Source organism: Stenotrophomonas sp. 220_Sma, from assembly GCF_056487375.1.
On the sequence record NZ_CM151348.1, the window covers coordinates 4,663,019 to 4,684,653 of the forward strand.

Consider the following 21,635-nt stretch of genomic DNA (forward strand, 5'->3'; position numbering starts at 1 on the left):
TCATGTGGCCAGACGCGGGATCAAAGATATGGAGTCGCCCGCGTGAGCACTTAATGAGCACGACAAAGTGCGAAAGCTTCCAATGCAGTACCGCGGGCATCGAAATGTGCTGGAGGCCTTCCACTTCGCAACGGATCGCGCGAGCATGGATGCCGAGGCTGGTGAACGCTGAGATCAGCGCCGCCGCATTCGTCCCTTGAGAGGACGAAGGATGCCTAATTCGAAGAGAGGATAGAGTTGTCTCTCTGCCCATCAGAGAGGCGGATGTGGCCACACAGGCCAATCCGCACTCAGAATGCTCACTTTGATACTGGAAGTGTTGCCGTGACATTACTGCTTGCTCGTTCCATCTTCTGGGCGCGCCATACGAGGTGCGTCGGCGTAGCTCATCGCCACACGCCTGTTATCGGGTCGCTGAGCGAAAGCGATCCATACTGTTAGACGCAGAGGTTCCGTACTGACGCCTGATCACGTCTTTGGCGCGTGCACTGCACGTTCCCATGCGCACGCTGATCAGCTGGAGGCTTATCTGGGAGAAGTCCACCTGGTCAGTTCCGATGACTAGAATTCCTCAAGAGGAACTCATCATGCACGGTGATCGGCGCGCGCCTCGACTCGCCTCAACAGCTGTCGGCTAGTTCTTGTACTTGAAGACAACGCTTCCCAGACAATCGCTTCCAGGAGATCTGCCGATAGCATCGATGCTCACTTGAGAATTCTCGTGAAAAGCGTGCTTCCGCTGTCCATCGGTCTTCCATACCGGAGTCGGTTCGGGCGGTTGCACAAACAGACCGAGTGCATGACTGACCTCAGCCAGCTTCAAGCAGTGTGCATCATCTATGGTCGCCTTCTGCGTCACTGTCAACTGTCTTACGCTTCCTGAGAATCGATCGCGGATAAGCACAGCAGGACCCATGGCGGAGTCGGACCGCGGTTCAAGTTCAGAGAACCGCACGTTACCGGTGGGGCCGATCCTGTTCGCGGTCACCTCGAACGTGCGCAAGATGCTGGCGTCATCAGGTCGTTGCTGGAACTGAATCAGATCCTCGACAGCGAACGTAGAGTGCTCCGGTTGAGCGGATTGATGTGCGTGCGCAGTCAGCACGATGCCCAGCGAGCATGCGAGAGCGCACGCGGCGGCAAAGGTATACCCTCCAAAGGTGGGCGTGCGAGTTCCATTCGACATCCGATCTCCTTCGCTTGATCTAGAACTGAGCCGGCCTGTAAGGTCGGGCAGGAATGTTCGTCATGCGCCGAATGAAAGTCAAGGAAATCTATGGCGATCCACTTGGTCTCACCAGTTTCGTACGCCGCGTTCGTTGCGGGAGTCGCTGGCCATGCTCGAGAGATTGTCGAGATTGAGGTGAAGCGAACGGCACTTCTGCAACAGAGGTCAGTCGACAGCACGGATGATATCTGCCACGGGATTCTGCACTTTTGGGCTGCACACCAATCTAAGCTCGTTCATCCACTCTCAGAACATGTGACGCACCGTAAAGGTCTCAGGCGCTGTCACACTTCGCGTGTCGAGCATGAAGTGCTCTGCGAGGTGGTTGATCAGTGCAGGGCACTTTTGGATACTTCGGCTCCAGCTGCTCTGCAGTCGGCTATCAAGCTCATCGCGAGCCGCCTTGGCGTGGATGGAGAGCTGCGCTGTGGCCCCAACGTTACGTCGGCCGATGAGGCGGGAAATCGCTGGGGCTACATGCCGCACCCACTACTTGCCAAGAGGCTTGACTGGCTGGCTGCAGGTGCCCGTGACAGAGGCTGGTCGCCCTTCGTGCGCGCGACTTGGTTCTATGTCGGCCTGCTCAACTGCCACCCACTTCAGGATGGGAATGGTCGAACCGCTAGAGTGCTTTTCAACGCGCTGCTTTGGCAGGGTAAAGATTTCTATCTTCCAATCTATGAAGCCAGCGGCTCTCTCGGTTCGAGCTTGGAGATCTGTCTGCGTCGAGCTGCCAACTCGGATGATTGGTCAGACATCATTAGGTTCTTACATGACCTTCTAAGCGCGCACTTGAGTGCATTGGAACTGCGGATTCGGTCCGCCCGGGCGCTGTAGGAGATTGGAAGGCAGAGAGCCTGATCTGCTTCGGTTCGAGAGTCGATAGGAAAGTCGGGCGGAGTCCTCCCCCCGACCTTCTGGCTGGCTTTCAGGGAGAGCGGTGTTGCCTCTACTGTGATCGTCAGCCTTTCCTAAGCTTGGCAGTCCCGTGTGTCAATGCGTTGATGAGATCACTCCTCTTCCCATGTTTCGCGACCACCGGTAGTGCCGCCGCTGCCGTTGCCGCCTATGCCAATTGTCCAGCCACCGCTTCCCCAGGTCCAACTCCCACCTGTCCAGGGAACGCCCCCAGCTCCGCCAGTGCCTCCCCAACCTCCGGCTCCTGAACCGCCCTTTGCCCCGAATGTTTCATCCCACGGTTCGGCCAAGTAGTCAGCTTGGGTCTTATTTGGATCGGTGGGATGCTTCATGCTGCCGTAGATATCGCCCATAGCCTTGATTGCTTGGTCGACTGTGTACTCAGATCCAATCTTGTTCTTGATCTCAATGAATCGAGAGTCCCAAGTGTAGGCGGCCGCTTCCGGGTACTTTGCTGCTAGGACGTCGTTGGCTTTCATCGCTGCGAGAACTCCACGTCCCTCTTCCTTGAGGTAGGTGGCGACGTATTCCTCTCTAGTTGGCTTGTGGTCCCAAGTTACCCGATTCTCCACGTGGGCCAACTCATGGGCGATAGTCCTCGCCATCTGCAGGGCATCACCCTTGATGTTCGGATTCAAATAGATGCTGCCCAGCTCAACATATCCGTTGGCCGCGCCCATCTCGCGGAACTGGATGGACAGCCCGCTGTCCAGGTAGTTCTTCAGCGACTGCTGCACATCGGGGATGTTGCTAAGAACTTCATCCAGCTCACTTGTTACGCCGGAAGTGAAGCTGCCTTTTGCAGCGAGTGCGAACATTCCCGCGGCGCTGATGTCAAACTGGACGTTCTCCACACCATCCCAGCGAGTCTCGTCGAAGTAGTGTTCGACCATTCCTTGATCGATCTCCCCGTCCCAAACGCCGCTGGAGGCCGCTTGGAAGTCCGTCTGACTGCCACCCGAAACCAGCAGTAGTTCTTCGGCGGTGAGTTCGCGTGCGGCACGCATTCCTGTTGCCATGTTTCTTCCTTTCAAGTCGTTCGTTTGTCCCGCGCGATGCGAAGCGCGGCGGACGATGTTGAAAGCAGCTTGAATGGAAGTCAACAAGATCGCTTGCTGGACGCAACAACTTGACACCACCTCCAATGATCTGAGTTCCGAGAGATACCGTTGTTGCTGGAAACACCAGTTAGGCTGTGGGTGGCCGAGGTCCCGCCAGACGTCCCGCAACGTCGCACGTCAAAAGGATGACTGATACCGAGGGTCGGACAACCACTAAGCGGCTTTCCGCTACACCGTTTTGGTCAGCGTCCTCTTCCGGCCAGAAGCGGTCATCGCCGCCGAACGACGCCGTTGACCCTAGCGCGGATAGGCAAGAAGTGGGCACGGTGGAACTCTCGAATCGCGCACCTGTGAGCTATCCATCCCATGAGCCTCAACGAGAGTCGCCACGATCGCATGGAGGCATTCGAAAGTGATCGCAACGCTGCGGGCTATCTCGCGCGCTTGGCGTTGACCGAAGCTGCGTTGCGCCTGGAACAGTACACCGGTGCGCACGAGGCAAAGTCATTCCGTACAATGCCGCCGCGAGTCGCTTAGCGGCCGTGAGCCATTTTCCAGGACGCTCGAGGTCGATCGCCAGAAGACGCAGGCATCTTCGGGTAGCGGCTCGTCTTGAAACCAGTCGCCGGTCTGGTCCCCGTCCGGGGATGGGCGACGCCAAGCGGTAGTTATCATGGCGCAAGCAGTGTTCATATGGGCGCGCGTCGGCTCCTTCTAATCGGTACGAGCCGGCAATACGTTGCGGCAACGAAGCTTCAAGTATTCTGCGACAGTGGGTAGCGTTGACTATGGCACGTCGACATAGCGCTCGTGGGTGATGGATGTGGTTGGATCGCCTTTGATTGCCGACCTCGCCTGCTCTTGAAGTGAGAGTGGAACGCCTCCCGCAACGCATTCCATTGTCACGACCTGGCCTGCCCAATCTCTTTCGTCCGCGGCATAGAGGGGTACGACACGTGCGCGCAAACCATCAATGAATCGCTTCATCTGCGGTGGAGATGCAAAGTAGCCTGGAGCTCGCTCTTCAGCCTCAGCGGCATTTGAGTAGAACCGGGTCTTAAAGCGCTTTGAGGAAGCCGGATCGCCCGGCTGATAGGCTATGTCCTCTAGTTCGCCGTCCAAGAAACGGCCAAGAATGTGCTCGTCGATGACAGGCACTGTCAGTGCGGCAATGCCCACATGGGTGCTGGTGCTCACTATGACCAAGGGCTCAACCTTGAATTCTTCGCTTAGGTTCATTCCGAACCGACTCGCATCCTCAATGAACTGTATGCGATTGTCTTCAACCGCTTTAGCCTTGCGTAATGCCTGCTCGGCAGCGCCTAGCACGGTCTTGCGGTGCATAGCGAGGCCCTTAGCATCGGTGGGCTCAAGGATGCACTTGGCTTCGGCAACGAACACCGTGTTGCCGATGGAGAAGATCAGATCGATTTGCTCGTCGCGGCTGCCCGAGGGCCTGAACGTATAGTCGCCAGTGATGCAAGCGGCGACAGGTGACAGCACCGCCGAGCTCTGAATGGCATCTATGACAAGCTCTTGGATGTGGGTTTCGAACGCAGGTCCTCGCCTGGCTAGGTCCACGCCGGTTTGTCGCATCCATACATCGACCAGCCGACGCAGATTGGGCGATGCGACCGCTGCAAAGACAGGCACCACCTTGTCTGGCCCAACTGGTACGAGTGGCTGCGCCCAGAGCTCCTGTCCAGCCATGCCCCGAAACGTGAAGAAATCCACGATGCTCCGGGCCTCCGCCTTGTTGATCCCCGCCGCAATCGCCAAGGCATCCTCCAGAGCCCCAGTCTGCAGCGTGGGGGCATACTCGGGCATCCAGGCATGGACACGATCTTCCCCAACATTTTGGGTATGCTTCTCGCCGATGGATTTTGCCAGCATTTGCGCGGCGCGCGAAATGAAGGTCCAGGCGTCCATGAGCGTGGACAGAGTTAATCCGTGGAGAGCCTCAAGACGCTCCTCTAGCAGCTCTCCGTAGTATGGCTCGGCGGCATGGGTGCGTAGGATGCTGAGTTGCTCTAGGATACCGGTCGAGACGCCTTGTTTGGCGACCTTGATCACTTGACGTTTGCCGCGACGCTCGATGCCGCAGACATCGCGAAATTTCAGCCTCATACCTTGAGCGAACGCTTCGCGTTGGAACTGCGTCGCCTGAATGTTGAAGCCCATCGAGAGAGAAGCTCGGCGCGCCAAACCTGTTCGATAGGCACGGAGCACATCGATTTCTCGCGGCAGGAAGACCTTGACCGGTCCCGTGTCGATCATCTTGTAGCTGTTCCAAAGGCAGTCATCCCACAGGTCGACAGCGAAGCGGTAAAGGACGCCCAGGTTCAGTTCGCGGATAGCTTCGTCCCACTGGATCCGATTCATTCGAGGATTGCCGGCCAGATCGGGTTTGGCTTGCATAACAACCCTAATAGGTAGTTCTATGCCATCGACAATGCCTTCCACAACCTCGTTGGGCATCCAGGCGGCCCCCCCAGGCAAGCTGAGTTTCACCGCCGCCATTTCCTCCATGTCGTAAAGCTCCTGCGATACAGCCGCTCTCTCGGTCATGAACCGCTCAATCGCAAGACCGGTCTTGTCGCGTGTTACGAAAAAATCGTAGTTGGCGAGCGCCAGAAAGGCGCGCAGCTTGGTCGTCGCGGAGATCTCGTCTGACGAAGAGAGCTTAAGGATGCTACGGATCGTCCCTAGCTTTTCATGTAACACCAGCCCGGCGGCATGAATGTCTTGATCCTCGGCATCAGGTGCCGGCAGGTCACCGAATGCACGGTTCCATCTGTCGGGGGCGAATGCGCGCCTCAACGGCCCGGCGATAGCATCACTGCGGACCCGCTTCGTAAACTCTCCCATCTTCATCCCCCTATCCCTGGCGCCAGTCCATCCAATTTACAGAAGGCCGAACACTGCGCGCAATGTTCGCTTGGGGCGCATGGCGTCCTTCGGACATAAGCTGATCTGATATGCCCCCTGATCGAATGATGGCGCTGGATGGGGGGTACCCTCTGGCTGCATGACAGGACCTAATGGCGTACCCGCAGACGCTTCGCCTGGCGCACCGTACAGTTCTCCGATCGTGTATCCATGTCACGAACGTACTTATTGATCTTGGCGCGCATTGCAGGAGCTTTCGGGCGGGTCAGTACTTTGGTCTGCTGCACTTCTGCTCTGGAAGTCAGGAAACGAAGTTCCTTTGCGGAAAGCTCGGTCAGATCTACGTTTATGGGTAGGATCCTAGTGGAGACGAATCATCGTAGCCGCCCGGGGCACCCAGCACCAGTTGCTGGGACGTGCGCGCAAAGATAGGTATTATCCCGATAAGTTCTGTCAACGTTTGACTCGAATTACTTCGGTGCCAAGTCTCCGGTGCCCATTTGAACGATCAGGGGAGCGGACATGAGATATGCCGCGGTAGCTTTAGAGTTTGTTAGTCTCGCTATACGCGACATCATTCGCCGAGAGATGCTGATTTCAAGCTATCCGGAGGATCGGTACTGGGCGGCTAGGCAGCTGAAAGTCGCGCTGGATAGCGTGGACGATGACAGCTGGTCAGCCGCGCTACCCAAAGGAGGCGATTCTGTTCGCTTCTACAACAAGCAGGTGAAGCATTTGCTTCGGCAGGGCCCAATGACTGCCTTCCGATTTCATCGTGTGGCTTTAAGCCTGCTGGACAAGAGGAGTAAGGGAGCGAACTTCAGCCTAGCCAGGATCGAAGCATTGACCGGTTGGCAGGAGTGGCCAGTTCCCGGTAAGGACAGGCAGTGGAGGCTGTTGAGGTGGCTAGATTGGAAGGGCGCCGTACACACTGAGTACGGACAGCCGGCGGCCGAACCAAGCTTGTACTTTGCTTTTTTGGAAGAGAAGAACTCCATCGAGCCAGGTCGAGACGTGTACGGAGGCGACGGTCGAGTACTGGCCCGGACTGAGGACGGAGGCAAGCTGACGCAGATCAGGTTCGCTGCAATTCCATGTACGCAGTTCTTTGATGCGGCAGATCAGATTGATGACCTGGAGCCCGGGCTCGTCTCCGATGAAGCAAGGAGGGTGCGGCTCCTGCAGCTTCAAGAGAACTTGAGTGGGGCTGATCTTCCGGTTATTGATCTCCTGATCCGCTCGCGACCGCCATGGGCCGTCAGACTTCCGGTCGGGACTTGGTGGGTGCTCGGATTGGGCGGCGGTGTGCCCACATTGGCGGATGCTCGTCTATTCTTGACTGATACTAGTGATCCTAGGAAGCAGTCCGACACGGGGCCCTTGCCATTGGGGATCTTCGGGGCCGTTCCGCAGTACTGGTTGCGTCGCCTTCGGGATATCTTTTCGCTGGCTCATGTAGCTGATGCCGATATCGGTGGAAGACCTGGCCCGGGCTAGGCCTCCAGATAGTCCAGCTATGTAAGCAGTTCGTCAATCGTTCCCATCGGAAAAGGTAGTTCGCATGCCTAAGGCGCGAAAGAGAGAGTGGATTCAAGCAGTGGATCTGGACTCGATATCGGGTCTACATCCGACTTGTGGGGTGTCTGCCATTGGTGGAGTTCGGGTTCATGACATCGGCCAAGGGGACGCCATCAGCATTCTTGATGAGAATCTGGAGCCGTTCTTGCAGATTGACTACGGCGGAAAAGTTGGAAACATCTTTCGCAATCAGATCGACCAGCATGTCCCTGTCAAAAACGACTCCCTGGTTATGCTTTCGCACTGGGATGAGGACCATTGGTATTCAGCCCCAATGGGAGTCTCTGCAAAGGCCGCGACATGGCTAGTGCCTAGACAGATCACTTCGCCTCGAGCGGTCATGTTCTCAACAACATTGCCTAAGATCTACTGCGTACCGGAGGCAATGGTAGGACAGACCTGGATCTTCACCACGACGTCCGGAGATCAGGTTTGCTGGGAAAAGATAGCGAGCGCTCCTCCGGCAAGTGCCGAAGACGAGGATTGCAATCGTACGGGCATAGCCTTCTCGGTAGTTAAGAAAAATCCAGGCGGAGGAGCGCCACAGGTAGTACTTCTTCCAGGCGATGCCGCCTTTGGAAAAGTGAAACACTACGAAGGTCAACGTAAAAAGGGGTACGTGCTGCGAGGAATGGTGGCCTTCCATCATGGCTCCAAGCTACACATTTGCAAGGCTACCCAGAGCCTTCTTAGTGGGTGGACGTCAACGGCAAACTCTGTTGACATCGTCTTTTCCTGCGCCTCGAACAACAGCTTTGGCCACCCGGACTTTGCCTTCTACGCGGCTCTCCCGTACGCTAATGTGGTTACCACCACTACTCCAAACATTCGCGTGCTGGGCAATCCTCATCATGACGTGCTCTTCTAATGGGCGAAGCAGATGGGGAGAGAGGCGAGTCACATCACGGGCAACCACAGCGTCGCGCGCAACCGCGGCTCGGCGTTCTCCATCACCAGCTTCCCGCCGTAGCTGGCGGCGATGTCTCCCACAGACCTAGCCCGCTGCTGCCTTCGCGCTCATCCAGGCGCACGCCGCGCTGGGTGACCTGCGCCAGCGCATTGGCGGCCAGGCCGGGGCCGTCGTCGCGCACATCAATGCGCAGCTGCCCTTCGCCACTTGCCGCGCTGATCGACACGCGCTGCCGCGCCCACTTGCCGGCGTTGTCCAGCAGGTTGCCCAGCATTTCTTCCAGGTCCGCACGCGCACCGGCAAACTGCAGCGCCTCGTCGATACGGCTATGAAACTACTGCTGCAGGGCATGGCCGAGCCGACATCTGCAGCGTAGGTGTCCACCTGCCTCGGGGCGTCCCATGCGTCGGCGAGTCATCGTGGTTATGACTGCCACACCGACGGTGGCAACTGGGGGTTCTATCCCGCCATCCGTGGAATGCAACGTCGGTGTCCGCCTGGGCTGGCCACTCAGGTTGATTCTGCCTTGTGACCGCTCGATGCGCTCTACGCCAGGTAAACGCCGGGCTACTGAACGATGCATTCCCCCTCAGCGCTGGCTGCGGGGATGGGAGAACGGGACCATTCTCAATGTCCGCTTTCGGCCAGGAGCGGACATCCGTGCGGAGTTGCCCGTATGTGACAGACAACAACCTGATTGCGCGAAATCTAGAGACTTGATCGTGGAGTGCAGAAGAACTCAGCCAGTACGTCCGGCATTGGAGCAGGACCCGAGTTGCTGATTCAAACGGCACCGAAGCCGTGCACGGACGCTTGTGCTTTGCGAAGCGACACGGCCAACAGCCTGCCTCCTGCAATCTGCCGACCGCTTCACCTGTTCATCCACTCTGGCTGAAGGCGACCCGCCTGCACTACATCTTCCGGATGAAAGCCGTGCCTCCTGCCCTGCAACGGTTCTCCCAGCAAAACCAGGCAGCCAACCAGCAGTTGCACTCGCGCGGGCTTCCCGCCGACGCTTTTGGCATATGCGGTGGTCATCATCCGCCCCCCTTTAGGGACCACCCAGCCAAGACGAGGTCAGTTCCTGCTGCCTATGAAGCCATCCCGGCGTCACGGGCTGCCTTTTCGTAAGCCGGCCAAAGCTGGTCAACTGCGCCTCGTCGTGACTGCTGTAGATCCTCCGCTTGATCCGCTCGAGTTTCAGAGCTGGAAGAAGCTTTCCTTGGTCCTTTAAGCTGCTCGCCTCACGATGCTTGTCAGAACCCCTTAGGGCCCCGTGGATAGATCTCTTTCCTCTCATGAACCCTCTCAAAATACTCTTCGAGAGGGACGAAGCGCGCTTCCGTCTCCGTGGTCGAAATGGCCTCGTTGATGTCGGATGTCATTTGCCACAAGAACGCATCAACCGAATCTGGATCATTCAAGACGCCAACAGAGAACCAACTCGGGTCCGCGATCAAGAAGAACTCCCTATCGGGCGATATTCGATTGAATTCGTACATGCCTTGAATCGACCTCTCAAGAAAGGCGGCATTCGAAGTTACCCAAAGCGCGCGCAGCTGAAGGCGCGCCGCAGACGACGTTCCATGAAGCTCCTCGATGCGTCGGGTTGGGTCCAACGATCTTCCAATCTTGATTTTGTTGATGTGGAGCGGATCCTGGAGAATGTAGACATAGCCCGCACCACCCGAATAGCTTTCCGAACTATTCTTCATTCAACCCCCTATATATACATGCTCAGCGCGTTAGCCTTTTAGAATCATACCTTAATCGCGGCCTCCATTTGGAGGCCAGCATTCAGTTGATGCCCGTCTACGGCCACTCTCCAGGCATCTGTCCAAATGATGATCGTGACACCCCGACTACTGGTGTCATTCCGAAGACCACAACAGGCAACTCACCCTAGACCTGTCACTTATTGATTATAGCTTAGATCCAAGGGCTCGTGCCCCAGAATAAGCGCCGCAGGCAATACCGCAGCAAATACTAACCATGCTCTGGCTTTACGTGGCTTGCAGGCTGCTGGGTGTGACGTGCCAGGCTTCCAAGCAGCCTTGTACCTATTCGCGCCCCAGCACTCCCCGCTACGAACGTCGACGTCGCGGGAACGTGGCGGTGGGCTTCCCGTCCAACGCTGTCGCTGGGCTCCAAAGAGTTGACGTTCTGCAGAAGCTTGAGGCGGCTACGCAGGAAATGGAGCGTGGTGCAGTCGCGGGAATGACCGCTGGAGAACGGTCACTTGGAGATGTAACGGCCGCCCGAATCGAGTCGCAGAGTGCCGCAATCAACACCCGCATCGAGCAGCTTCGAGCCGCATCGCTTCGGATTCAGCTATGGAAGCTGACGTGCGAACTGAACCGCGAGAAGGTTCCAATCATCTCCAACGGCTTGCGACTAGAGCACATCTGATTCTGCTCGCTGTCCGGCGAGGAGTTCTGCGTCGCTATGCTCTACGCACGATCGCGAGTGTTCGTGTCCCAGCACTCTAATAAGACTGTTCCATATGGCAGCCATGCACTCATTGAGTGCATCCTGTGGAAGAAACGGGCGCGACATCATTTTCTATGTATCACCGTTCGTGCTCGTCATCGTCTCGACTTCCAAGCGTCGGTCCACGCCAGACGCTGTGGTCTTGCTGCTCAGAAGGAGATCGGGCACGTTGTTGAAGAGGTTCCAGAAGTTGCTCCAGCGAAGAACTCGTCCGGATCTTGAAGCTATCGCCGCTTTTGGCCACGGCAAGCCAGGTCGCATCCCTTCCACCTCCGCCCTGTCTGCGGTACGAGGCAAGTTTGCGCAGGTACGCCTCAAGCTCGCGGGGCGGCAGGCCAATCTTCTTTTTGGCTTCTGGAGATTTGTCGCCGACCAGATGCACGAGAGCTTGGATAAGACGATGGCACTCCATCTCAACCTTGGACTTACCCAAGCCCAACGCGGATGCGTAGACCATAGCGAACAGATCAACTCCATCGGACGTTGGCCGGCTGAAACACAGCATGTGGGCCCTGCGGGAGGCGACCTTAAGCAGCGTGTCGCCCTCAAAGGCCCGCAGCGCTTCCTTGCTCCATTTCTCTTTCTCCGAGTCGATGGTTCCTTCCTCTCGTTTGAACTCCAAGGCCAGGCACCAGTCCGCGCCGACCACGAGGTCACCGAACGTCCCGTCCAACGGGGTTTGCTGGAATAAATTGGCCGGCATGAACACACCGGCCTTTCCGCATTCAACACCCATGGCGAAGACGAACGCGCCCAGGATCTGGTTTTCATAAGGTGTACCCATGCAGTCGCACTTTCCTGTTCCAGAGTGAGTCTCTGATGGTAGAGATTCGGGCATTCAGAGACCGTAGGGCTATTCCCCACAGGCGCAGCCCACCGGCTGGCCACTTCCTAAGGTTGATGCCTCGGATGGGGGTCGATCTTTTGTTGGCATGGCATCGAGGAAGCTCCGTGCGCCTTGCACTCTCTGCCGGCGGATGGTCAACCTGGACTGACGATCCTGATGCCGGTCCAATCTCACGCTGTGCGACGCCTGATGCTGATGATCGCTCAGTCAACCACGAGATAGGCTGGGATCATGGAACGAGGAAACTGGATGGTGGTGCGAGCGTACGGTCTATCTGCGTCGCTGCTGGTGCTGGCTGCGCTATGTGTAGCCATGCTGTCAGCTTGGCCTCAGAACCCTCTGCTGGCTGGCCTGAAGTCCATGGCCAGCTTGGTGCCTGTCGGCCTTGTGGCCGCAAGCCTGGTGCTGATGGGGATGGCCACTTACCGGCTGCACAGGTGGCAGCGTGGTGCGGGCCATGACTGCTCTCATTGCGGTGGGCCGCTCGGCGCCGAGCGTGCCGGCCGTGCCCGGATGGGAGGTGCCTATCGGCGTTGCTATGCCTGTGGCTCCAACGTCAACCATCGACACTACCATTAGACGGCAATGACCGGGCCGGTCGGGTGTTGTCCAGGTTCAGCCACTTGAGCGCAGTGGTTTGAGTCGCGAGGATGGCGTACTCCAGCATGGTGCCGCCCGCGGCAACCTTGGCGCGATAGAAGCCGATCAATCGAGATCGATGCCAGAAAGTCTAAGCCCGCAGGAAGAAGGCCATTGCCAAGCAGGGCTAGTGGATCCCACCCAAGCGGTGGGTTGGAACAGCGCCTTCACATCGAGACGGCACTACTGAAAGAGATAGCCTTGAATCGATTGTGCTGGAAGGGGCTCCCTGACGGGAAAATTACCAGATTCACTCCGCCTGGGTGGGCCGCACTTGGGAAGATTAGTCCGTCGATGGAAACGCCATCGTCTCGAGAAAAAGACTGAGCTACGTACTCACAAACGATCTGCGAGGGGACATAGTCAATATGTTCTCTGCCATCCTTGTCGACAGGCTGTGTGATTGCCGTCACGAAGCCGGTCAAGAACAGCGCCCTGATGCGCTCAGACCTTAGGTCAGTTGCAAAGACGGAGGGCGCTCGGGGAAGCTCCACCAGGTCCACAACGTTAAGCAGTCGATCGGTACGGAAGACCGCGGTCGCGGGCACCGTGCCTTCGGGGGCCGCGCCGATCTCCGCAAGGGCGGTTTTCGCATCGAACGCGGCATAGAAGTATGGGATCCCTGCAGGGTTCATACGGCCGGCCGTGGCCCGCTCTTTCGGAGGCGGCCCTAGGGTCGACCCTGATACCTCAATGGATCCGTCAGCCGGGAGATACCTTGCCCTGTACAGTTCCGTTCCGGTATCGAGCGGCCTGATCAAGGAGCTTATTTCCACACCGACGACTTCCAGCATGTCGGCGACGGGTATCTCCTGCGAGTCCGTATCCGTACGAACATTTCGGAAGTTGAATCGAGTCTGATGCTTCACCGCATAGGAGAAGCTCTTCCAGGAGTGGAGCATGAGTTCCTCGTCCTGGACATCCGCCCAATGCCCGCGCGCAGCTTCAACCCAGTATCCAGTGACATCAGCCTCGACAATATCCTCACGCAGCGCGTCGGCCGGATAGAAGCCGAGCACGTCCAGAACATCGTCCGTGTCCAAGGTGGGAACGATCCACCCTCCGTCCATCCAGGGAGTACCCGCATTTGCAGGCTCGGCGTAGTACTTTCCCACCACTTCGTAGAGGTGTTCTTGAACGTGTTCGACAGCAAGAACAGGGATGCTGCTCTTGTCACAGTAGTCGCACTCGCCTTGGCAAATGTTGGCCTTCGACAGTCGCCAGATATCTGCCTGATTCAGGCAATCCTCGCAGGTGCTCCCCTCGATGGAGCTCCAGCCTCTGTCCTGATCCTCCATCCATTCGTGCTTTGCCCGTCCCATTGTTACGCCCCCGATCGACCCATGCTGGCGCGAGTATAGCTACAGAGAGCGATGTCTTTGATCGAGGCGGCCGGTCCTTGGGGCGGCTTCCAAAAGGGGCGCCAGATCCTACGCCGGTCCCAGGTACTGGGTAGCCGCTACTCATATCGGAGGCAATACAGTTCTAGAGGGCAAGCCCAGGGCGCCTAAGTGCTTAAAACTATAGAGGGGGGCTAGGGGTTTGGTATGCGCAATCTAACTGCCAGTCGCGCAACTTATGATCCAGTCGCGTTCAATGTGAATCGTGACAGAGGTTGAGCTTGATCCAACTATGAAAACCGAATCAGACACCAACAACAAGAGCTTCAACGACCGCCTCTGCGACGAATGCCTCAACGAGCAGTCATTCCGGACAGTACTGCACGCCGGCACCGAGATCGAAACCTGATGGCGGGAATACGACGTCGAACGACCAAGGAAGATGCGGAGCACTTGGCACCAGCTGCCCTAGCCCAACAGATGGCGATCAAGGCCACTGCAGTGCGACTTGGACTCCCCTGATCTCTGCTTCTGAAATCAGGGCATGCGGGAATCACCAGGCAGTCGATAGCGAATTTTCATATACAATAAGAGCATGTAAATCAAGCGTGACGGAATATGAACTGGATTGCGGGTGTCGATGAAGTAGGTTCTGAAACTCAAATATCAGAAGGCTGGACTTACGCCATCCTTCCCGACATCGCCATCTCGGCAATCGATCGCGCCGTTTCAAGTTGTGACGTCAAAAATTTTCACGGAAAGAAATTCAAGAAGGCACAAGAGTCGCAGTATGAGACTTTTCTTTCTGCAGCACGGGATGAGCTGATTAAACATCAAAACTCATCTCTAACATTTACGCTTCTTAATCTCTCCTGGAAGAGTACGTTCATTGATTTCTCAAACCGGCTAGTTTCCGGGGGACTGGGAGGCGCGGACGTGAATGATAGCGATGCGCTAGCGATAGCCCAGCACCTCTTCCCCGGCCTTATCACTTTCCAGCGACTTACAGCGTCATCAAATCTGGAAGCTATCGACATTGAGATAGATTCAGATGATATTGCCAAGAAGCTTTCGCTGAAAACAGTCTTGATCAATGGACGATCCGTGCCGGTAGCCAATCTTCTGTGCTGGGCATACGAGGCGCATAGAAAACAACGGTTTCAAGGCTCACCCAGACTCGGCACTGGCGGCATTCGCGCGTTGAGCGACGCCAAATCGCGCGCCATCCAATTGGCTGACGTATTTGGAAACTTCGCGCTTTCCTACATTTTCGTCCAGCATGGCAACCAATCCAAGAGTCGCATCGTCAAGGCGGGAATATTCGAGAGAGTTTTTGGTAACGAGATCAAGCCCGGCCCTATCCTTAGCGATACAAGGTTGTCAGGTAAAAACTTGAATGATATTGAGATTTCTCATTCGGGCGCGCTGACACTGCGGCTGGGCTAGTAGCAGAAGGCGAGGAAAGGTTACGTCGCCCGAGGGAGCGACCGCACAAGCACCACCAGTAGACCAACGCGCGATTATCGATCGCATCCGCTCTATCACGTCTATCCCAGCGTGGGCGTGAGCGCACTCATCTATGATCGACACTCCTGACCTCTGATCGAGCACGACACTTCCAAAGCTGCTTCGTCGAACATCCTGGTGTGCCCAGTCTCATTTCATCAGGCACAGACCCGTGATCCACGCCGCAGCGGATCACGATAGTGCCGCACAGCACGATCGTCTTCGGACGACTCCTGGCGCTTGGAGCATAACTGGCATTTGGACGCAGCCTAGCGCTGGCGCACGCAGACTTTGGTTAGTTCGAAAGGGGGTTATCGGAATCGGAGGCCCGACAAGCGTGCTACCAAGGGCGCAGTGGGCAACTTGAATGCTGTTTCCACAGGGAAACAAAGTTGGCCCACGCCGCGCGCGGAGCATCCCAATGTTTCCCCGGGGAAACATCTCTGAGGCGTGCGGTCGCGAAGGTAGCAGCGTTAAGTTTGCGCACATTCGACCTCATCCGTGAGAAATCGCGCATCACGACATCGAAGTTGCGATCCGCAAACGTGCTTTCGTAATACACCTTAAGCCCTCGCAACTTCCTGATTCGTCGGGAAGTCAAAATTTCTGTCGCAAGCCTCAGATGGACGCTCATCAGCAAAGCATGCGGAACCTGCGCCACTGATCTTTGCTATCCGCGGGAAATCGTTTAGGTTCTCCCGATGCACAGTTCAATCCAGTTGCTGGCCCTTCGCGCAACCAGCGAAGACGATCTGGCAGAGCAAATCACGATGGATCACGGCCTCTTCGTGCCAGTGGCTGACGCTTGGCAGGCACTGGGCTATCCGTCGCGGGGAGCTGCGCGCCGAGCGGCCGCCAGCGACAGGCTAGGCATGGAGTGCATTCAGATCCCAGGGAGAAGAGCCCGCGTGGTGAGATCTGTCGATCTGGCCCATTGGCTCTTCCGTCACTTTGGCAGGTCAGCATGACCACAAGTACGGCAACCGACACAGGAGGCTGCGCACTGAATTAGGCCAAACCTGAAAAGCAAAGCCCGTGCTTAGGGGCACGGGCTTCGCCTACGACTGGGCTTGTCTGCTTTGGAGGCTAGACGAGCTCAAGATAGGATCTTCTTGGGTGCCCGTCAAGGCGGGACGGCTTTGCTTTGCGCCTAGAAAATGGGCAAGTCAAATGTACCGCGACAAGCCGATCAAGCCGGGGAGGGCGAAGGAACGACACCCTCAGTACAACCGGAAGACTTGGTGCGCTCCGATCTGCTGGTGTGGACCCCGGCTTTCACGCCCCGCACGCGTGAACGCCACATTGCCCCATTGCCACAAGAGGAAGTTGAGCGCCACGCAAAATCTCTTGGTGTGACTCCTCCTGGGATCGAGTATCTGATCTCGGCCATCCTCCTCCCCCCGGCCAGAAAGGTCGGAAACTCGCACGGAACAAACCGAATTGGCGAACGCCATGGCTACGTCCAGGGGAGCTTTCTCTCAGAGGACTCTGAAGCGCGTGTTCAGACCGAGTCAGATGGTGAGATGGCCTTTGCGGAGATCGTGTCCTGCAATCCGTCTACGTTGATCCTCTTGGATCAGCCCAGCACTGTCGCGGTGACCTACGCCGACTCAATTGGTCGCCGACAGCCACGTAGGTATACGCCAGACTACCTATTGGTCATGTCTGACAGAGTGGTCGCGATTGAAGTTAAGCCCTTACAGGCACTCCTGAAAAACCACCAACGTCGTCCAGACCTTTGGACGTTCCGCGATGGAAGATTTTCCTTCGGCCCCGCCGAAGACCACTTCGGATCCATCGGTATCGACCACGAAGTTGTTCCGACTGAGACAATCCCCTGGATTCTCGCCCGTAACCTCTCTCTGTTGGAACCCGTCCCCCACCCCATCACCGATGCCGATCAGGCGGCGATCAAAGCAGTGCAACGTGCGGTTCATCGCAGGCAGCCGGTGTCCATTGAAGGGGTAATGAACCATTGCGGTCTGGCGAGCGGACTGCCGGTACTCCAGGCCATTCTGCTGCAGAAGGTATACGTGGATCTCTCCCGGTGCTGTCTGTGGGAACCCGACTCCTCCACAATCTGCTCAACCCTTGACCGGGCTACAAAGATTGGCATTGCGATCGAGCAGAGGGATCACGTGCTGCAGAGAGGCCTCGGCGAGGCCGAGCAGCTGTTCAGCCCGCGATACCTTGAGAAAATTGGATTCCGGCTTGCCGTCATCAATGGACAGGCCTTGGCCCTGTTTCCCGGATCAGCTGAGGTTAGCGAACGAACTATTCAGCGCTGGCGCGCGAGCTATAGAGATCATGGACTAGCAGGACTCGCGCCAAGATCAGAGAACGCCGGCCGCCCCCGCTCGATTACGGATGCCAATCTTGACATCGCAGTTTGCCAGATAGCGTCTGATCGATCGTCAGGGAATGGGGTGACGATTGAGAAGTCCTATGCGAGCTACTGCGTGACAGTGGATCGCATGAGCGCAGGGCCGCATGGGCTTCATCCAATGTCCAAGGCGTCCTACAACCGGCTATGGCACTTACGCGATCACAACAGGATCGACGCACTTAGGGCTGGAGGTAAACGAGCTGCCAATGCGGACGCGGGGCGTGTGGCCACTGAGAAACAAGCTCCACTTGCCGTCATGCCATTCCAGATCGCCCAAGTAGATCACTGCACTTTGCCCGTGGCCTGCGAGGTGAAGGGCGACGCGATCCTCAGCATGCTAGTTGACCAAGTGAATGAGGAAGTACTCGCATGGATAATTCTGTTCTCACCGCCAAGTTCGACTACAAACGCTCTACTCCTGCGCGATTGCGTCCGCAGGCATGGACGGCTTCCTAGGACGATCTACTCCGATGGCGGTAGCGACTTCCGCAGCGATGCCTTCCAGTTATCCCTTTGGGATCTCAAGATCAACTTCCTCCAGCGAGGAGCCGCACACCCGAAAAGTGGGAGTCAGGTTGAGCGTAGACATAACCTAGTTCAGGAAGCGGCCATTCGTGGAGCAACAGGCTTCAAGGTAGACGTAAAGAGCAGCCGCGCCGTATCTGCTAGCCATAGCCCTGAGGCCAGGAGTAAGCAACTGCGTAGCCGAGTTCTCAAGAAAGTCTCCTTGGCAATAGACATGATCAACCAGGGCACTGCGTGGGAAGGTGCGCCAAGCCTCATCGACACGCGCCATCACCTAGAGAAGATCTATGGAGAACAGGGTGTTCCGGTCAAGAAGGATCTGCATTTCTTCATTACCACTTCACCCTTCATTGAAATCCGCGGCTACACCAACCCTCGGGGCGCCATCCGCTGGGATCAGCGCCACTTCACCTCGACGGTCCTTATCTCGAAATCCATCGCGGTTGCTAACCTCTCACCTCGACTGGACCCAGAGAGTGACGGCAATGTCATCTACTTCTATCTCGATAAAGCTTGGCACAGGGCAGTCTGTCGGAAGCACAGTCTTCGCACAGGCATCAGCGACGAACTTCTCTCCGGAACTGCACCATTCGCCACCAGGCCCTCGTCGGAAAGAGGGATACATCCAATGCACAGGGCGATAGAGCTGGAGCAGAGAGCATACGATCAGGCGGCGCGGGCTGATGACTTCGTTCCCACTGAAGGCTCTGTAATGACAGGCAAGAGTTCCGAGCTCGCGGAACAGTCCAGTCAAGGCTTGGTCGACAGTGAAGAGCCTCCTCCGACCTGCACATCCAGCCTGTGTGTGGACGATGGCTGGGATGACGTCCAGCCAGCACCTGTGGATCCTGCGACAGGTGTCTGATGACAGCAGAGCCAACGTCATTCGAGCGCGATCTTGATCGCATCACGCCAAGACTCATCGGAGTGGTCGGGCATCGCAACTTCATAGCGACAGAGGTGTTCCTTAGAACATTTTGCGAGAACATCGGCGGAGGAAACATCATTGCGATCATTGGCCCGTCAAACAGCGGGAAGTCTCTTCTTCTCCTGAGGCTAGCCAAGCATCTCCGAGAGGTTGTCTTCAAAGCGGCAAAGCCAGAGTCAACTCCCATCATTGGCGCTTTCGTCCTGCCTTCTAATGATTCTCGCGTAACGCCGAAGTACGTGATTCAGATGCTTCTCGGTGATGCTCGCCATCCTCTTTACGATCCGGTGAAGCTAGAGCAGTCGCGCCATCGCGGAAGTGCTGGATCCAAGACTGAGGCCGACCACCTAAAGCTGCTCAGGAACCTGTTCTCCATCAGCAGGATCGAATTCGTACTGCTGGATGACGCACAGAGCATTGCACGCACGAAGAACGAGGAGTTCGGGGCCACGCTTTTGGAGGCCCTGAAAGTACTGTCAGGGCCTGGACAGAACCTCGTGCTCACCGGGGGATATGAGCTACTTGGTCCACTGCTAGCCCACAGAGCACACCTGGCCGCGAGAGTCACGATTGTCCATCTGGCCCCTTACGAGGGCGAGGCCGACTATGGCGCGTGGCAGAGCATCATCAAAGCTATCGAGAAGGCCAACCCCCATGGCATCGGCGAGAGTGGCGCACTGAGAGCCTGCAGTCGCGAACTCTACATCCAATGCCATGGATGCATTGGTGTTCTGGACAAACGTCTCCAGCAGGTGGTTGCGTACGCAGCCGCCTGTAACGAAAGCATCACCACTAAGATGATTCGCGCCGTCAAGCCGGTGCAGGCCGAATGGTCCACTATCGCGAAGGACATCGAGCTTGGCAAGGCCGCCCTTGCTCAGGTTTCCGATGTGATCACGCCCGGAGCACCTCACATCGACTCGAACCGAGAAGGCGGCCGCTCCTCAGAGCGCACTGAGGGCACGAAGAGCAGCACCAGCCCAGCACTTAAGAAGCGACGCGCCGGTAGTCGTCCATTCCAGCGAAAGCCTGCACGAGTTCCAGGAGGCTGATTGATGAGCACCTTCTTGCTACCTGTCCAACCCATATCATTTGGAACTGTGGAGACCGAGTCGCTCTCGTCTTTCTACTCACGAGTGGCGATTCTTCACGGATATGGCAGCTCGCAGCTCCTACGAGCGCTGCGGGGCGCCTTCAATCCAGGTGCCGCCGCCGACGGCGAGTCCAGGCTCTACACGGGCAATGGGCTCAATGGCACAGGTCAATGGGTAAGGGGAGTTTCGTATCTCCTGGAACGGGGACTTGGCAGAACCGACCTCAGCAGGCTCACGTTGTTCGCACTTCCGTCATACCTCCCAAGGACGAGCCGGAGCGTGCGTGCTGGAACAAAGAACATCGCGCGTCTGCGCACTTGGTGCGAGATGTGCTTGTTGGAAGATGCCAGGCACCATATCGATGCACATGACCGGCTGATCTGGAGCATCAGCTATATCGAGAGATGTCCATTCCATCGGGTGCGGCTCCGCGCCAGCTGTCCATCCTGTTTCCAGTCTCAGAGGTACCACAACATGAGGCTCGGCCTTTCCCATTGCTACTCATGCGATGCGTCGCTCGTTGGCAGTGAGACTCTCATTCAGCCGGATTTGCTTCCCCATTACGGAGAGAAAGAGTGCCTAGAGCTGGTTGCCGCCATCGCCTCCGGAGACATCCTAAGCGTCGCCCCCGATGTTGTCCCTCGCTTCTATCGTACGTTGGACGCGATGTGTGCCCGTTTACACCGACTTGATAGGCGCAAAGTGAAGGACAAAGTAGTGTCTCGCGGAGTGAAAAACTCCTCTACTTTGAGCAACTTGATCGAGATCTCCATGCGACACCAGGTCTCGATCTCGCAGCTTGCGATTGAACCTGAGCTTGCTGCGAAGGCATCCTTTGGACTGGTTCTGGCTTGCCCAGGTAAAGAGATTCCCTTCGAAGGACGGAGCTACGACGAAATCATCGACGACGTTCGCTCCCTAATGGAGAGGGGACTTGCCTCCCCCGATGGAATCCGCATTCCAACGCTCGCTGAGATCTCCACACTATTTCGCCTGCGCAGCTTCTCCTTCCGACTTGAGTTCCCGAACCTCGCTCAGCGCTACATAGGAAAAATTAGGCGACAGGCGCAGATGCTGCTGCGGCGAGAGACGGGCATGGCGCTCATAGAGCGTCTTGACGCGGAAGGAAAGCTTCCGTATCTCACCGAAGGAGAAGTGCGGAGCATGCTGGAGGACGAGCTCGACATGAGCCATGGCTCAGCCCGTACGCTGCTTAGCCAATGTAGGCGGAGGCGCGCTGCCCGAGCTCCTTAGACTGCTGAGCCTGAGCCTACTGTCTCTTCCTTCCTCCGATCC

General features: G+C 57.0%; 12 protein-coding genes and 3 pseudogenes. 8 read left to right on the top strand and 7 right to left on the bottom strand.

Annotated elements, in window-relative coordinates; genetic code table 11:
* Positions 1-4: 4 nt before the first annotated feature.
* A pseudogene (locus ACZLIB_RS21705) lies at positions 5-331 on the bottom strand (cysteine peptidase family C39 domain-containing protein); the annotation flags it as partial.
* Between the two features lie 1,374 nt (positions 332-1,705).
* Between ACZLIB_RS21705 and ACZLIB_RS21710 the strand changes: the two are divergent.
* Positions 1,706-2,065 (top strand): Fic family protein, encoded by a 360-nt coding sequence (locus tag ACZLIB_RS21710; protein ID WP_478469957.1) that lies wholly within the window; start codon positions 1,706-1,708, stop codon positions 2,063-2,065.
* Positions 2,066-2,238: 173 nt separating this feature from the next.
* Here the strand turns inward: ACZLIB_RS21710 and ACZLIB_RS21715 are convergent, their stop codons facing one another.
* A complete protein-coding gene (locus ACZLIB_RS21715) occupies positions 2,239-3,252 on the bottom strand; it encodes a hypothetical protein (protein ID WP_197650184.1) in 1,014 nt (337 codons plus the stop codon).
* A gap of 741 nt (positions 3,253-3,993) precedes the next feature.
* Complete coding sequence (locus ACZLIB_RS21720; RefSeq protein ID WP_478468710.1) at positions 3,994-6,081, bottom strand: hypothetical protein; 2,088 nt, start codon at positions 6,079-6,081, stop codon at positions 3,994-3,996.
* A gap of 537 nt (positions 6,082-6,618) precedes the next feature.
* Between ACZLIB_RS21720 and ACZLIB_RS21725 the strand changes: the two genes are divergently transcribed.
* Together ACZLIB_RS21725 and ACZLIB_RS21730 are read left to right on the top strand one after the other, a co-directional pair.
* A complete protein-coding gene (locus tag ACZLIB_RS21725; protein ID WP_197650182.1) occupies positions 6,619-7,593 on the top strand; it encodes a hypothetical protein in 975 nt (324 codons plus the stop codon).
* Positions 7,594-7,657: 64 nt separating this feature from the next.
* Complete coding sequence (locus ACZLIB_RS21730) at positions 7,658-8,542, top strand: ComEC/Rec2 family competence protein (RefSeq protein ID WP_478468712.1); 885 nt, start codon at positions 7,658-7,660, stop codon at positions 8,540-8,542.
* 29 nt (positions 8,543-8,571) lie between these two features.
* On the opposite strand, the pseudogene ACZLIB_RS21735 reads toward ACZLIB_RS21730, so the two are convergent.
* The 4 genes and pseudogenes from ACZLIB_RS21735 to ACZLIB_RS21750 form a co-directional block, all read right to left on the bottom strand.
* Positions 8,572-8,906: pseudogene (locus tag ACZLIB_RS21735) on the bottom strand (ATP-binding protein); the annotation flags it as partial.
* 934 nt (positions 8,907-9,840) lie between these two features.
* Positions 9,841-10,299 carry a GIY-YIG nuclease family protein gene (locus ACZLIB_RS21740; RefSeq protein ID WP_197650180.1) on the bottom strand — a complete coding sequence of 153 codons (459 nt, stop codon included), beginning with the start codon at positions 10,297-10,299 and terminating at the stop codon, positions 9,841-9,843.
* 854 nt (positions 10,300-11,153) lie between these two features.
* The gene (locus ACZLIB_RS21745; protein WP_478468713.1) at positions 11,154-11,858 is read right to left on the bottom strand and encodes a hypothetical protein; all 705 of its coding nucleotides are present in this window, start codon (positions 11,856-11,858) and stop codon (positions 11,154-11,156) included.
* Positions 11,859-12,727: 869 nt separating this feature from the next.
* A complete protein-coding gene (locus tag ACZLIB_RS21750; protein ID WP_478468715.1) occupies positions 12,728-13,858 on the bottom strand; it encodes a HEPN-associated N-terminal domain-containing protein in 1,131 nt (376 codons plus the stop codon).
* 660 nt (positions 13,859-14,518) lie between these two features.
* Between ACZLIB_RS21750 and ACZLIB_RS21755 the strand changes: the two genes are divergently transcribed.
* The 5 genes and pseudogenes from ACZLIB_RS21755 (at position 14,519) to ACZLIB_RS21775 (ending at position 21,593) form a co-directional block, all read left to right on the top strand.
* Positions 14,519-15,346, top strand: a complete 828-nt coding sequence (locus tag ACZLIB_RS21755) for a hypothetical protein (RefSeq protein ID WP_478468716.1) — start codon at positions 14,519-14,521, stop codon at positions 15,344-15,346.
* Positions 15,347-16,647: 1,301 nt separating this feature from the next.
* Positions 16,648-19,182: a hypothetical protein gene (locus ACZLIB_RS21760; RefSeq protein WP_478468717.1), complete on the top strand. Its 2,535-nt coding sequence runs from the start codon at positions 16,648-16,650 to the stop codon at positions 19,180-19,182.
* Positions 19,182-20,297 (top strand): AAA family ATPase, encoded by a 1,116-nt coding sequence (locus tag ACZLIB_RS21765; protein ID WP_478468718.1) that lies wholly within the window; start codon positions 19,182-19,184, stop codon positions 20,295-20,297. The genes ACZLIB_RS21760 and ACZLIB_RS21765 overlap by 1 nt, the downstream gene beginning before the upstream one ends.
* Positions 20,298-20,300: 3 nt before the next feature.
* Positions 20,301-20,756 (top strand): annotated as a pseudogene (locus ACZLIB_RS21770) (TniQ family protein); the annotation flags it as partial.
* 339 nt (positions 20,757-21,095) lie between these two features.
* Positions 21,096-21,593, top strand: a complete 498-nt coding sequence (locus tag ACZLIB_RS21775) for a hypothetical protein (protein WP_478469967.1) — start codon at positions 21,096-21,098, stop codon at positions 21,591-21,593.
* The last annotated feature ends 42 nt before the right edge of the window (positions 21,594-21,635 follow it).

Bases quoted from the DNA above. Each gene is read 5' to 3' on its own strand.
- ACZLIB_RS21710 (WP_478469957.1), top strand. From the start codon at position 1,706: ATGCCGCACCCACTACTTGCCAAGAGGCTTGACTGGCTGGCTGCAGGT.
- ACZLIB_RS21720 (WP_478468710.1), bottom strand. From the start codon at position 6,081: ATGAAGATGGGAGAGTTTACGAAGCGGGTCCGCAGTGATGCTATCGCC.
- ACZLIB_RS21725 (WP_197650182.1), top strand. From the start codon at position 6,619: ATGAGATATGCCGCGGTAGCTTTAGAGTTTGTTAGTCTCGCTATACGC.
- ACZLIB_RS21730 (WP_478468712.1), top strand. From the start codon at position 7,658: ATGCCTAAGGCGCGAAAGAGAGAGTGGATTCAAGCAGTGGATCTGGAC.
- ACZLIB_RS21740 (WP_197650180.1), bottom strand. From the start codon at position 10,299: ATGAAGAATAGTTCGGAAAGCTATTCGGGTGGTGCGGGCTATGTCTAC.
- ACZLIB_RS21745 (WP_478468713.1), bottom strand. From the start codon at position 11,858: ATGGGTACACCTTATGAAAACCAGATCCTGGGCGCGTTCGTCTTCGCC.
- ACZLIB_RS21750 (WP_478468715.1), bottom strand. From the start codon at position 13,858: ATGGAGGATCAGGACAGAGGCTGGAGCTCCATCGAGGGGAGCACCTGC.
- ACZLIB_RS21755 (WP_478468716.1), top strand. From the start codon at position 14,519: ATGAACTGGATTGCGGGTGTCGATGAAGTAGGTTCTGAAACTCAAATA.
- ACZLIB_RS21765 (WP_478468718.1), top strand. From the start codon at position 19,182: ATGACAGCAGAGCCAACGTCATTCGAGCGCGATCTTGATCGCATCACG.